Origin of the sequence: Thermococcus alcaliphilus (genome assembly GCF_024054535.1) — an archaeon.
GTDB classification, from domain to species: domain Archaea; phylum Methanobacteriota_B; class Thermococci; order Thermococcales; family Thermococcaceae; genus Thermococcus_A; species Thermococcus_A alcaliphilus.
Genome location: NZ_JAMXLV010000012.1, coordinates 32,458 through 46,032, shown reverse-complemented (window position 1 = coordinate 46,032; position 13,575 = coordinate 32,458). Strand labels below are relative to the sequence as shown.

12 protein-coding genes and 5 tRNA genes are annotated in these 13,575 nt (G+C 44.6%); 14 read left to right on the top strand and 3 right to left on the bottom strand.

Features of this window, described 5'->3' with window-relative positions:
• Window positions 1-31: 31 nt before the first annotated feature.
• The 8 genes from NF859_RS00930 to rpl12p all read left to right on the top strand — a co-directional run bounded on the left by NF859_RS00930 (window position 32) and on the right by rpl12p (window position 5,520).
• Window positions 32-850: a D-aminoacyl-tRNA deacylase gene (locus tag NF859_RS00930; RefSeq protein ID WP_252742594.1), complete on the top strand. Its 819-nt coding sequence runs from the start codon at window positions 32-34 to the stop codon at window positions 848-850.
• 133 nt (window positions 851-983) lie between these two features.
• Entirely contained in the window at window positions 984-2,105 is a 1,122-nt protein-coding gene (gene ftsZ / locus NF859_RS00925) for a cell division protein FtsZ (RefSeq protein ID WP_252742593.1), read from the top strand.
• 125 nt (window positions 2,106-2,230) lie between these two features.
• On the top strand, window positions 2,231-2,422 hold the full coding sequence (locus NF859_RS00920) for a protein translocase SEC61 complex subunit gamma (protein ID WP_252742592.1): 192 nt from the start codon (window positions 2,231-2,233) through the stop codon (window positions 2,420-2,422).
• 17 nt (window positions 2,423-2,439) lie between these two features.
• Entirely contained in the window at window positions 2,440-2,895 is a 456-nt protein-coding gene (locus NF859_RS00915; protein ID WP_004066285.1) for a transcription elongation factor Spt5, read from the top strand.
• A 13-nt stretch (window positions 2,896-2,908) separates the two neighbouring features.
• Window positions 2,909-3,400, top strand: coding sequence for a 50S ribosomal protein L11 (locus NF859_RS00910; protein ID WP_004066283.1), 492 nt, complete (start codon window positions 2,909-2,911; stop codon window positions 3,398-3,400).
• 82 nt (window positions 3,401-3,482) lie between these two features.
• Window positions 3,483-4,133 carry a 50S ribosomal protein L1 gene (locus tag NF859_RS00905; RefSeq protein ID WP_004066281.1) on the top strand — a complete coding sequence of 217 codons (651 nt, stop codon included), beginning with the start codon at window positions 3,483-3,485 and terminating at the stop codon, window positions 4,131-4,133.
• Window positions 4,134-4,138: 5 nt separating this feature from the next.
• Window positions 4,139-5,158, top strand: coding sequence for a 50S ribosomal protein L10 (locus tag NF859_RS00900; RefSeq protein WP_252742591.1), 1,020 nt, complete (start codon window positions 4,139-4,141; stop codon window positions 5,156-5,158).
• A 47-nt stretch (window positions 5,159-5,205) separates the two neighbouring features.
• Entirely contained in the window at window positions 5,206-5,520 is a 315-nt protein-coding gene (rpl12p, locus tag NF859_RS00895) for a 50S ribosomal protein P1 (protein WP_004066279.1), read from the top strand.
• Between the two features lie 82 nt (window positions 5,521-5,602).
• On the opposite strand, the gene dcd is transcribed toward rpl12p, so the two are convergent.
• Window positions 5,603-6,076: a dCTP deaminase gene (gene dcd / locus NF859_RS00890; protein WP_252742590.1), complete on the bottom strand. Its 474-nt coding sequence runs from the start codon at window positions 6,074-6,076 to the stop codon at window positions 5,603-5,605.
• Window positions 6,077-6,122: 46 nt separating this feature from the next.
• On the opposite strand from dcd, the gene NF859_RS00885 reads away from it, so the two are divergent.
• Window positions 6,123-6,198: transfer RNA gene (locus NF859_RS00885), tRNA-Arg, on the top strand.
• Between the two features lie 428 nt (window positions 6,199-6,626).
• Here the strand turns inward: NF859_RS00885 and NF859_RS00880 are convergent.
• Window positions 6,627-6,704: transfer RNA gene (locus NF859_RS00880), tRNA-Ile, on the bottom strand.
• Between the two features lie 8 nt (window positions 6,705-6,712).
• Window positions 6,713-6,788: transfer RNA gene (locus NF859_RS00875), tRNA-Asn, on the bottom strand.
• 97 nt (window positions 6,789-6,885) lie between these two features.
• Here NF859_RS00875 and NF859_RS00870 point away from each other — a divergent pair.
• The 5 genes from NF859_RS00870 (at window position 6,886) to NF859_RS00850 (ending at window position 13,575) form a co-directional block, all read left to right on the top strand.
• Window positions 6,886-6,962 (top strand) — tRNA-Thr (locus NF859_RS00870).
• Window positions 6,963-6,969: 7 nt separating this feature from the next.
• Window positions 6,970-7,047 (top strand) — tRNA-Pro (locus NF859_RS00865).
• A 182-nt stretch (window positions 7,048-7,229) separates the two neighbouring features.
• Window positions 7,230-7,478: a DNA-directed RNA polymerase subunit H gene (locus NF859_RS00860; protein WP_004068069.1), complete on the top strand. Its 249-nt coding sequence runs from the start codon at window positions 7,230-7,232 to the stop codon at window positions 7,476-7,478.
• An 18-nt stretch (window positions 7,479-7,496) separates the two neighbouring features.
• On the top strand, window positions 7,497-10,853 hold the full coding sequence (locus NF859_RS00855; RefSeq protein WP_252742589.1) for a DNA-directed RNA polymerase subunit B: 3,357 nt from the start codon (window positions 7,497-7,499) through the stop codon (window positions 10,851-10,853).
• Between the two features lie 4 nt (window positions 10,854-10,857).
• Window positions 10,858-13,575, top strand: coding sequence for a DNA-directed RNA polymerase subunit A' (locus NF859_RS00850; RefSeq protein WP_252742588.1), 2,718 nt, complete (start codon window positions 10,858-10,860; stop codon window positions 13,573-13,575).

The window sequence follows — 13,575 nt, the reverse complement described above, 5'->3', positions numbered from 1 at the left end:
GCCAAAACTCAATGCCTCATAGGGGATAAGGATGAAGGTTATAATGACAACCAGTGTTGATTTAGCATCCATGAACATTAAGCATAAGTTGATTGAACATTTTGGGTTCAAAGAGACAGAGCAGGAATTCGATAAGAATCGGGTTTATCGTTGGGGAGATGCTCTCCTCCTGACAACAAATAGGGAAATGATATACTACGATAATCTAGACAGAGAGATAGCAAAGCAGCTTAACATAACTCCGGAGATAATAATCTTCGCATCTAGGCATTCAAGTCAGCAAAAGCTCCCGGCTTTAACGACCCATGTAACTGGAAACTGGGGAAAGGCTATGTACGGAGGAAAAGATGAAAGCTTAGCTATTGCAGAACCCAAGGCAATGAAGCTTGCACTTCTAAAGTTGCATGAATTAAATACCCTGGATTGGACTGTATGCTACGAGGCAACACATCATGGTCCGAGTGAGCTTGAAGTGCCTTCTCTTTTTATAGAGATTGGCTCCAGCGAAGAGGAATGGAAAAACGAGGAAGCCGGAGAAATAGTTGCAGAGACGATTTTATACGTGTTGGAAAATTATCAAAAAAGCAAATTCAAAACTGCAATTGGGATTGGTGGAGGCCATTACGCTCCCAAACAAACAAAAAGAGCACTGACTTCGGATATTGCTTTTTCCCATATAGCCGCAAAGTACGCACATCCCTTGTCGAGGGAAATGCTTGTTAGGGCCATAGAAAGAACATCAGGGAACGTTGATGCTATTTATGTTGATTGGAAGGGTAGTAAAGGGGAAACCAGGCAAATTGCAAGGAATTTAGCTGAAGAACTAGGCTTGGAATTTATCAAAGACTAACAAAAGAAGCGAAATGCTTAAAGCTTTAAAAGTACACATTTAAATATCGGCTGAACTAATTTGGCTAAGGTTTATATATGTAGAGAATGTGAAGAAACATTTAGAACTGTTATCGATATGGGAGGGTGAAAAGATGTTGAAACTAATTGAAAACGCGATAGAAAGAACCTCCGCCGAGGCAAATGCTCCAGTTGAAGTACAGGCCCCATCTTCTGACATTGATGAGGAGCTTAAGAAAATACTAGAGCAAGTGCAGGCAAAGATATATGTCATCGGTGTCGGTGGTGCAGGCTGTAACACCGTTAATAGAATGATGGAAGTTGGAATTCAAGGTGCCAAGATAATTGCTGTTAACACTGATGCTCAGGATCTTTTAAAGATAAAAGCTCACAAAAAGATACTCATTGGTAAAGAGCTTACAAGGGGGCTTGGTGCTGGAAACAACCCAAAAGTTGGCGAAGAGGCTGCAAAAGAAAGCGAGAGGGATATTAGAGATGCTCTTGAAGGAGCCGACATGGTCTTCATAACATGCGGTCTTGGAGGAGGAACTGGAACTGGTGCCGCTCCAATAGTTGCGGAGCTAGCAAAGAAAATGGGGGCGTTAACAGTTTCTGTAGTAACGCTTCCATTTACTGTTGAGGGAATAAGAAGAATTAAAAACGCTGAATATGGTCTTGAGAGGCTTAGAAAGAACAGCGACACTGTCATAGTCATTCCGAACGACAAGCTTATGGAAGTTGCGCCCAATTTGCCAATTCACATGGCATTCAAAGTTGCTGATGAAATTCTTGTTCAGGCTGTTAAGGGCATTACAGAACTAATTACAAAGCCAGGTCTAATTAACCTTGACTTTGCTGATGTAAAGGCGGTCATGAAAGACGGCGGCGTTGCAATGATTGGCATTGGTGAGAGCGATAGTGAAAAGAGGGCTTTGGAAGCAGCAACACAGGCATTAAACAGCCCATTGCTTGACGTCGACATAAGCGGTGCTAAAGGGGCTTTAATAAGCATTGCGGGAAGTGATGTTAAACTTGAAGAGGCACAACAGATAATTGAACTCGTGACAAGCAAGCTTGATCCAGAGGCTCAAGTGATATGGGGAATACAGCTTGATCCAGATCTTGAAAAGACAATTAGAGTAATGGTCGTTGTGACTGGAGTCAGCTCTCCATATGCAGTAGTTGAAGAATCTGAGATCTCATATTCCCCAGAGGAAGAAAAGAAAGTTATTAAGCTCGACTTAACCGAGCTTTAAATTTTGTTTTAATTTCTCTAGCTTTTTGTTCTCCCTTAACTTTATAAATAAACTGAGAGGATATAAGCATAACTTTTAAATAGTCGGGGAATAGTCAAGTCTGAGAGTCGTGAGGGGTGTTAAAAATGGCAGAGAGCTACACAGAAAAGTTTAAAAACTTCATATCTGAGTCGAAGAGAGTTTTCCTTGTGACCAAAAAGCCAAGTTGGAAGGAGTATAAGCTTGCTGCTAAGATAACGGGCATTGGGATTATTTTAATAGGCCTTATCGGCATGCTTATCCACATTATTGGTGCATTGATAGAAGGTGGGGCATAACTCCCTTGGTGATAGAGATGGAGTCGAAGATATTTGCAGTAAGGGTAACAGTTGGACAGGAAGAGAACACTGCCAAGCTCATTTACAGTAAGGCAAAGACCTACAACCTGCCTATTAGGGCAATTTTAGCTCCTTCCAAGGTTAGAGGATACATCTTTGTTGAAGCTGCAGAGAAAGCAGCGGTGGATGAGGCAATCAGGGGCATCAGGCATGCAAAAGGAACCCTACCTGGTGAGATAGCCTTTAGCGAGATAGAGCACTTCCTTGAAGAGAAACCCGCAGTTAGCGGATTTGAACCTGGAGATATTGTCGAGCTTATTGCCGGTCCGTTTAAGGGAGAAAAGGCTAAGGTTGTCAGAGTTGATGAAGCAAAAGATGAGATTGTTGTTGAGCTCATCGGAGCTATAGTACCAATCCCCGTTACAGTTAGAGGGGAATACGTTAGGCTTATAAGCAAACGCTCAGAGGAGTAGAGGGGTGAAGAGAATGGCAAAAAAGCAAATTGTTGAAGTGTTGGTTGAAGGTGGTAAAGCTACTCCCGGTCCTCCATTGGGTCCAGCAATTGGTCCACTAGGATTGAACGTTAAGCAAGTAGTTGATAGGATAAACGAAGCGACAAAGGATTTTGCGGGAATGCAGGTTCCAGTTAAGATCATTGTAGACCCAGTGACGAGACAATTTGAGATTGAGGTTGGTACTCCTCCAGTAAGCCAGCTTATAAAGAAGGAGCTTGGCCTTGAGAAAGGCTCAAGCGAGCCAACAAGAAACATTGTGGGAGATTTAACAATGGAACAGGTTATCAAGATAGCAAAGGCAAAGAAGCAGCAAATGCTTGCAGCTGATCTAAAAGCTGCTGCCAAAGAAGTCATAGGAACGGCACTGAGCATGGGAGTTACCGTGGAAGGTAAAGATCCAAGAGAAGTGCAGAAGGAAATAGACGAAGGAGTTTATGATGAAGTGTTTGCAAAGGCAGAGTGAGGGAAAAGTTTAAAAATCTCTCCTTTTACGAACTTTTGATTTTTCCTTCCGGCTTAAATAAAAAAAGAAGGAGGTCAGAAAAATGGCCTTTGACAGGCAAAAAATCGTGGAAGCGGTGAAGGAGGCTAAAGCCCGGGCTAAGCCGCGTAACTTCACACAGACCGTCGAAGTGGCAGTAAACCTCAAGGATATTGACCTTAAAAAACCTGAAAACAGGTTTAAGCTTGAGGTTGTTCTGCCACACGGTCGCGGGAAGGAGCCAAAAATCGCGGTCATCGCTGATGGTGCCGTTGCCGAGGCGGCTAAAAAGCTCGGGCTTGATGTGATTAGTGGTGAGGAATTGGAGGAATTGGGGAGCAACCCAAGGGCTGCGAGAAAGATAGCTAAGAAGTATGACTTTTTCATAGCAGCTGCTCCGCTAATGCCAAAGATTGGTAGATACCTTGGTAGGTACTTAGGTCCAAGAAACAAGATGCCCGTGGTAGTTCCACCCACAGTAACCGATCTTACACCATTTGTTGAAAGGCTTAAAAAGACTGTAAGGATACAGCTCAAGAACAATCCAGTAGTACATGCTCCAGTTGGCACAGAGGACATGGACGATGAAAAGCTTGCAGAGAACATTGAAACAGTGCTTAATGCAATAATAGGAAAGCTCGAAAGAGGAGAGAACCAAGTTAAGTCAGCATACGTCAAAACAACAATGGGCCCAGCTGTAAAAATAGAGGGGTGATATAGATGGCTCATGTTGCTGAGTGGAAGAAAAAGGAAGTTGAAGAACTTGCCAAGCTTATCAAGAGCTACCCAGTGGTTGCCCTTGTAGACGTGGCAGATGTTCCAGCTTACCCCTTATCAAAGATGAGGGAAAGCCTTAGGGGCAAAGCCGTGCTTAGGGTTTCAAGAAACACCTTAATCGAGCTTGCAATTAAAAAAGCTGCTCAGGAGCTCAATAATCCAGACCTTGAAAAGCTTGTTGATCACATCCAGGGTGGAGCAGGTATCCTTGTTACAGAAATGAACCCATTTAAGCTTTACAAATTCTTAGAAGAGAGTAAAAAGCCAGCTCCGGCTAAGCCTGGAGTTCCAGCTCCAAGAGACATTGTAGTTCCTGCAGGACCAACACCTCTCTCACCAGGACCTCTCGTAGGTGAGATGCAGGCTTTAGGAATTCCCGCAAGAATTGAGAAAGGTAAAGTTTCGATTCAAAAAGACACCGTAGTGCTTAAAGCTGGCGAGATTATAACTCCTCAGCTTGCTAACATTCTTAACCAGTTGGGAATTGAACCTCTTGAAGTGGGACTTAAGTTGCTCGCCGCTTACGAGGACGGCATTGTTTACACACCGGAAGTCCTTGCAATTGATGAGGAGCAGTACATCAGCATGATTCAACAAGCTTATATGCACGCGTTCAACTTGTCCGTAAACGTAGCATATCCAACAAAGCAAACAATCGAGGCAATCATCCAAAAGGCATTCCTTGGTGCAAAGAACGTTGCTGTGGAAGCGGGATACATTACCAAAGAGACTGCTGGAGACATACTTGGCAAGGCATTCAGAGTTGCATTGCTCATAGCCCAGGAGCTACCAGAGGAGTTGCTTGATGAGAAGACCAAAGAACTTTTAAACCAACAAGCACAAGTTATAGCGGCTCAGCCTCAGCCAGCTGAAAAGGCTGAGGAGAAGGTTGAGGAAGAGGAGGAAGAAGAGGAGAAAGAAGAAGAGGAAGCTCTCGCTGGATTGGGAGCTTTGTTTGGTTGATGCGCATCAAATAACAAAAAATAAAGATAACTCGGAGGTGTAAGGAGATGGAGTATGTATATGCTGCTTTATTGTTACACGCCGCTGGTAAGGAAATAACCGAAGAGAACATAAAAGCCGTACTCCAAGCTGCTGGAGTAGAGGTTGATGAGGCAAGAGTAAAGGCTCTCGTTGCAGCCCTTGAGGGAGTCAACATCGATGAGGTTATAGAAAAGGCTGCAATGCCAGTTGCAGTTGCAGCTGCTCCAGCTGCAGCCCCAGCTGCTGAGGCTCCTGCAGAGGAAGCTCCAGCAGAAGAGGAAGAGGAAGAAGAGGAGAAAGAAGAAGAGGCTCTCGCTGGACTTGGAGCTCTCTTCGGCTGAACTCCCTTCATTTCTTTATATTTCAGTTTTTCTGAGTCGATATTACAACCGGCTTTTGTTGTGGAAGATAAAAGAAAAGAAGCTATCTTTTGGACTTTCTTTTGGATAAAACTAAATGCTGGCTTCCTTGATAGCTACCCCTGTAGGGGTTGCTTGATGGCTCTTCAAGACGATGAAAAGCTATCTGCACAAACCTTTCTCCGTAGTGTAGGACTACTTCTTCTTCGGAACTGTTGAACAATGCTAACGTAAGGTTCCCATCCCACCCAGGGTCAACCCATGCAAAACTCCCCAAGAGGCCTTCTCTTGCAAAAGTGCTTCTTAATCTCATGTCTCCCATAACATCATCTGGAAGCTTTACTCTTTCTAGAGTCAGTATCAAGGCGTGCCCTTTGGGAGGAATGATCACTTTTCCCTCTCTTTCAACGTCTATAGATCTCCCATTGACCATGGCTTCTTTTCCGACCCTTAAATCATAGCCCGCTGGTTGGAGAGATTTTTCGTTAAACGGTTCTATTAATATTTCCTTTCTAATTTTATGGTCTGGCAGTATCATTTTATCACCGCAACTTTTATGTATGCATGCATTATAACTCTTTTGAGGGCCCGTGGCCTAGGGGATTGGGCGTCGGCCTTCGGAGCCGAAGGTCCCGGGTTCGAATCCCGGCGGGCCCGCCAAATAATGTTCCTAATTGTTCCTTGAGGGAGAATAACTGCGTATACTTCTGAAACTTGATAATGCAAGGAAATCATTCATGAAACTTTCGTTTCACCGAGTTCCTAAAATTATTGACTTCTAACATATTTTTGGTGATCTTTCATGGCATCAGAGTTAAAATCTCTTCCTGCTGAGGAATTTAGTAGGGTTGGGTACTACGAAGTGATAGATATTGACGGTTATTTATTCAAGAACCATCGTTTGATAGGAATCTATGTCGAGAATACCTTTGTCCCAATAGAACCAAATATCCTCCCCGAGTGGGTTCATAAAAAGCTGTTAATCAAGCGAAAGTGCATACTAAAGATGGAACTTAGAGAAGATACCCTTCGTGGATCTCTGCTGGATTTGGAGTCCAAAGAAGAATGGCTTATTATTGAGAGAGAAGTGGTGGGCCCGGGGGGCTTTGAACCCCCGACCACGCGGTTATGAGCCGCGCGCTCTGACCAGGCTGAGCTACGGGCCCACGAAGACTGGCGCCGCCGGCCCGACTTGAACGGGCGACCACCGGATTAACAGTCCGGCGCTCTACCGACTAAGCTACGGCGGCACGAACCCAATCATAGGGAGTATGAGTGAATTTATAAAGCTTACGGTGGTTCTAGGCGAAAAGTTTATATACTAACTTAAGCCTTTCTTCATTCGGTGCCCCGGTAGCCTAGCCTGGTGGGGCGGCGGACTTGTAATCCGCAGGCCGCGGGTTCAAATCCCGCCCGGGGCTCCATTGCAATGGGGCCGTGGGGTAGCTTGGTCTATCCTGCGGGCTTTGGGAGCCCGTGACCCGAGTTCAAATCTCGGCGGCCCCACCATAATAATGATCACGTAAGTACATCGATGGAATGTTAAGGCGTTCAGAAGAGTTCTTAAACTTTACGCAAACAATATAAACCCTCTTTCAGACTAAACTCACGAAAAGCTTATATACTCCAATTGAAAGCTGGAGGTAGTGAGAGGGTGTACCTTCTAAAAATTTTAAAGGGGGCAATTCTCTGTGACGGCGAAAAAAACCTTTACAATATTTGATCACGTGTTAGTTCCTGAGCATAGAATCCTCAGCGAAGAAGAAAAAGAAGAGTTGCTTAAGAAGTACAGGATTAAGCTTTCTCAGTTACCCCAAATCAAAGCAAGCGATCCAGCGGTTCAGGCTCTTGGAGCCAAGCCTGGGGATGTTATAGAAATAAAGAGGAAAAGCCCTACTGCGGGGGTTTATTACTATTATAGGATTGTTGTGGAAGACTGAAGTTTTTGAGGTGAGAAAATGAGAGGTCCTACTGTTGTTGAGGTTACTCCGGACGATCTTTGGGAAGTTATGAAAAGCTACTGGGACGAAAAGGGACTTGTAAGACAGCATCTCGATTCTTACAACGCTTTCATTGATCATGGGATGCAAGAAGTAGTTAACGAATTCGGTGGAGTCAAGCCAGACATCCCAGACTTCGAGGTCAAATTCGGAAGGATAAGACTTGGTGAGCCAGAGTTTCAAGAAGCCCACGGGCAGAGGAAGCCACTCTACCCAATGGATGCAAGAATTAGGAACCTTACTTACTCGGCGCCGATTTTCTTGGAAATGATACCCGTTGTCAAGGGGATTGAGCAAGAGCCTGTTGAGGTCAGAATTGGAGAACTGCCGGTAATGCTTAAGTCAAAAATATGCAGACTTTATGGATTAAGTGATGAAGAGTTAATTGCCCATGGAGAAGATCCCAAAGATCCAGGAGGATATTTCATAATCAATGGTTCTGAAAGGGTTATCGTCTCTATCGAGGATTTAGCACCGAACAGAACACTTGTAGAGATTGATGAAAGACAGAACAGATATATAGCGAAGTGTTTCTCCTACAGACACGGATATAGAGCTTTGATAACAGTGGAAAGAAGAAAAGATGGTTTGCTTTACGTTTCTATTCCAAATGTGCCTGGTGTCATAAAGTTCGTTTACGTCATGAGGGCCCTTGGACTTGAGAGTGATAAAGAGATTGTAGATGCTGTGAGCAACAACCCTGAGATCCAACAAGTCCTCTTTGACAATTTAGAGGATGCAAGTGATATACAGACTCAAGAAGAAGCGTTGGATTACATAGGAAAGAAGGCTATGCCAGGACAGCCAAAGGAGTATAGGTTGAGAAGAGCACAATCGATAATTGACAACAACCTTCTCCCTCATATGGGTGTTTCTCCAGAAGACAGAATAAGAAAAGCCTATTACCTTGGAATGATGGCTCTTAAGGTTATCGAACTCTCCCTCGGGCTTAGAGGGGAGGATGACAAAGACCACTATGCAAACAAGAGGCTCAAACTTGCTGGAGATCTTTTGAGAGACCTCTTTAGAGTTGCCTTTGGTCAGCTTGTTAAGGATATGCAGTATCAGCTCACCAAAACCTACCAGAGAAAGGGTGAGAAATACACCTTCCAAGATATTCAGAGGTTTGTGAGAAATTCTGTGAGACCGGATGTGTTAACGGAGAGAATTGAACACGCTTTGGCAACTGGAGCTTGGCCTGGAGGAAGAACCGGTGTCAGTCAGCTCTTGGATAGAACTAACTTTATGTCGACTCTTTCTCACTTGAGAAGAGTTACTTCTCCATTAAGCAGAGAGCAGCCCCACTTTGAAGCGAGAGACCTTCACGGTACCCACTGGGGAAGAATCTGTCCAACGGAAACCCCCGAAGGTCCCAACTGTGGTCTGGTTAAGAATCTTGCATTAATGTCTCAAATAACAACCGCAATTCCAGAAGAGGAAGTTTTGGAGTATCTGGAAAGCCTTGGCATAGTGCACATTGAGGAGAAGAGACCGGAGCCAGAAGACTGGAGGATATATCTAAATGGAGTTCTCATTGGGACGTACAAAGATGGTATTTCTCTGGTAAACAAGATAAAAAGCGACAGAAGAGCTGGAAGAATTAGCGATGTGATAAACGTTGCTTATTATGAAGACGTTAGGGAAGTGTACATTAACAGCGATGATGGTAGAGTCAGGAGACCTCTCATCATTGTTGAAGACGGCATTCCAAAGCTTACAAGAGAGCATGTTGAAGCAATAAAGAAAGGAACTCTCAAATGGAGCGATCTTGTGAGAATGGGGGTTATTGAGTATCTTGATGCTGAGGAAGAGGAAAATGCCTACGTGGCAACTTGGCCATGGGAAGTTACTAAAGAACACACCCACCTTGAGATAATGCCAGCTGCAATACTTGGATTGCCAGCATCGCTCGTTCCCTATCCAGAGCACAACGCCGCTCCAAGAAACACCTATGGGGCAGGTATGGCCAAGCAGAGCCTTGGTTTGGGCTGGGCAAACTTTAGAATAAGAGTGGACACAAGGGGTCATTTAATGCACTATCCGCAAATTCCTCTCGTCAATTCGAGGATTATGGAGGCAGTAGGTTTTGAGCAGAGACCAGCAGGTCAAAACTTTGTAGTTGCAGTTCTCAGTTATGGCGGATATAACATGGAAGACGCAGTTATCATGAACAAAGCCTCCATTGAGAGGGGATTAGCAAGATCAACGTTCTTTAGAACTTATGAGGCTGAAGAAAAGAAATACATGGGTGGGCAGACCGATAAGTTCGAAATTCCAGATCCAACTGTTAGAGGATTCCTTGGTGAAAAATACTATAGACACCTTGACGAAGATGGTATAATATTCCCAGAATCAAAGGTGGAAGGGAAGGACGTTCTGGTTGCGAGAACTTCTCCACCGAGGTTCCTTGAAGAGCAAGCTGGCTTAGGTGCTGGCATACTCCAGGGAAGGAGAGAAACTAGCATAACTATGAGACCTGGGGAGAAAGGAATAGTTGATAAGGTCATATTAACCGAAACAGGAGATGGAACAAAACTTGTTAAAGTGACGGTTAGAGACCTCAGAATTCCAGAATTTGGTGACAAATTTGCTTCAAGACACGGACAGAAGGGTGTTATCGGCCTTATAGTACCTCAAGAGGACATGCCATGGACAGAGAGCGGAATAGTTCCAGATTTAATAGTTAACCCACACGGTATCCCAAGCCGTATGACTGTCGGACAGCTTATCGAAGCAATAGGTGGAAAAGTTGCTTCACTCAAGGGAAGAAGAATAGACGGAACAGCTTTCATTGGAGAGCCGGAAGAGAAGCTTAGAAAAGAACTTGAGGAGCTTGGCTTTAGGCACAACGGAAGAGAAGTCATGTATGATGGAATTACTGGAAGAAAACTTGAGGCAGACATCTTTGTTGGTGTTATATACTACCAGAGACTCCACCACATGGTAGCAGATAAGCTGCACGCACGTTCAAGAGGTCCGGTGCAGGTTCTCACCAAGCAGCCAACCGAGGGTAGAGCAAGAGAGGGTGGTCTCAGGTTCGGTGAAATGGAGCGTGACGTTCTCATTGGACACGGTGCATCGATGCTCTTAGTAGAAAGACTGTTAGAGGAGAGCGATAAAACAGAGGTCTGGGTATGTGAGAGCTGTGGACATTTGGCAGTCGAGGACAAGCGTAGGGATAAGGTTTACTGTCCAGTTTGTGGAGAAGAGGAGAAGATAAGCAAGGTAGAGATGAGCTATGCCTTCAAGTTGTTATTGGATGAGATAAAGGCCATGGTTATTAGACCATCATTAAAACTCAAGGAGAGGGTGTAGGGCTATGCACTCAATGAAAAAGGTTATCGGAAGCATTGAATTTGGTATATTGTCTCCTCAAGAGATTAGGAAGATGAGCGCTGCAGAGATAACTGTGCCAGATACATATTCAGAGGACGGTTATCCAATTGACGGTGGATTAATGGATAGAAGGCTTGGTGTTATAGATCCAAACCTTAGATGTGAGACCTGTGGAGCAAATTATAAAGAATGTCCTGGACATTTTGGGCATATAGAACTTGCGAGGCCCGTCATTCACGTAGGGTTTGCAAAGACGATATACAGAATCCTTGAAAGTACTTGTAGGGAATGCGGAAGAATTAGGCTAACCGATGAAGAAATAGAGGAATATATGGCAAAGTTCAGTGTAAATGAAGCTAGGAAGAGCGAGATAGATGCCCTGGTGACTGAGATATACAAGAAGGCAAGGGAAAGAATGGTCTGTCCACACTGTGGTGCTCCCCAATACCAGATAAAGTTCGAAAGACCCACAATATACTGGGAGATAAGAAGGGACGAGGAAGGAAATGAGTATAGGCATAGAATGATGCCAAGTGAAATTAGAGACAGACTGGAAAAGATTCCGGATAAGGATTTACCTCTTCTTGGTCTTGATCCCGAGAAGTCAAGACCGGAATGGATGGTTTTGACAGTTTTGCCAGTTCCCCCGGTTACGGTAAGGCCCTCAATTACGCTTGAAAGCGGTATAAGGGCTGAAGACGACTTAACTCACAAGCTTGTTGACATAATAAGAATTAACGCTCGTTTGAAACAAAACATAGAAGCTGGAGCTCCGCAGCTCATTATCGAAGACCTATGGGATCTCCTTCAATATCACGTGACCACATACTTTGACAATGAAACTTCCGGAATTCCACCTGCAAAGCACAAGAGCGGAAGACCACTCAAGACGCTCGCTCAAAGACTTAAGGGTAAAGAGGGAAGATTCAGGAAGAACCTTAGCGGTAAGCGTGTTAACTTCTCTGCAAGAACTGTTATCAGCCCAGACCCAATGATAAGTATAAACGAAGTTGGCGTGCCACTAGTTGTTGCAATGGAGCTCACCGTCCCAGAAAAGGTAACCGAGTTCAACATTGAAAAGCTTAGAAAGATGATCCTCAACGGCCCTGAGAAATATCCTGGGGCTAATTATGTAATAGACCCACAGGGAAGAAGAATTCGCCTTATGGAAGGCAATAGGGAAACAATAGCCAACATGATCGACATTGGATGGACAGTCGAGAGGCACCTTCTTGATGGAGACATAGTTCTCTTCAACAGACAGCCATCCCTTCACAGAATGAGCATTATGGCCCACAGGGTTAGGGTTATGCCCTACAAGACATTTAGGCTTAACTTGGCAGTCTGTCCTCCATATAACGCTGATTTCGATGGAGACGAGATGAACCTCCACGTCCCACAAACGGAAGAGGCACAGGCTGAGGCTAAGATCCTTATGGAAGTACAAAATCATATTCTCTCCCCAAGATACGGAGGACCAATAATAGGTGGAATTCAAGATCACATATCCGGTGGCTATCTGCTGACAAGGGAAGGAGCATATTTCACGAAATACGAAGTTGAGCAGATGTTGATGTTTGCAGGTGTTGATGTGAAGGAGCTTCCAAAACCAGATAAAGTAGAAAACGGCGTTGAGTACTGGAGTGGAAAGACTATATTCTCCCTCTTATTGCCGGATGACCTAACAATCTGGTACCGCAACAAGCTTTGTGACGATCCATCTCAATGTGAGCCCATTGAAAAGCTCATTGAAGAGAAGCTGGTGCCCAGTGAAGAGGAAATTAGAAAAGTTGCCACAGATGGCTTTGTCTACATCCGCAATGGAAAATTGCTAAGCGGTGCAATAGACAAGAAGGCCTACGGTAGGGAGGATGGAAAGATCCTCGACATCATAGTTAGGGAGTACGGTGTCGAGAGGGCTAGGCAGTTCTTGGATCAGGTTACAAAGCTTGCGATATGGGTCATTACTCACAAAGGGTTCACAACCGGAATAGATGACGAAGACCTTCCCGATGAGGCGAAGGCAAGAATTAGAGAGATAATAATGGAGGCAGAGGACAAGGTTCAAAGGCTAATAGAGGCATACAAGAACGGTGAACTTGAACCATTGCCCGGTAAAACCCTCGAAGAGACCCTTGAGAGCAAGATAATGGCCGTACTTTCTGAAGCGAGAGATAACGCAGGTAAGGTGGCCGAAAAGTATCTGGGTATGAACAACCATACCGTTATAATGGCCAAAACTGGAGCAAGAGGTAAGATTCTCAACATCACTCAGATGGCCGCTATGCTTGGACAGCAGTCGATTAGAGGTAAGAGACTTTATAGAGGCTACAGAAACAGGGTTCTAAGCCACTTCAAGCCTGGGGATCTTGGAGCGAGGGCAAAGGGCTTCATCGTGAACTCCTACAAGAGTGGATTGACTCCACAAGAATACTTCTTCCACGCAATGGGTGGTAGAGAAGGTCTCGTTGATACAGCTGTTAGAACAGCCCAGAGCGGTTACATGCAACGTAGATTGATCAACGCACTCCAAGACCTCAAGGTAGACTACGATGGAACGGTAAGGGATCCAACTGGAATTATAGTGCAGTTCCGCTACGGTGAAGATGGAGTGGATCCAATGAAGAGCTGGGGCGGAAAAACAGTAGACGTTGATAGAGTGATAATGAGGACTTTAATAAAGCTCAGGGAAAAGGGGTGA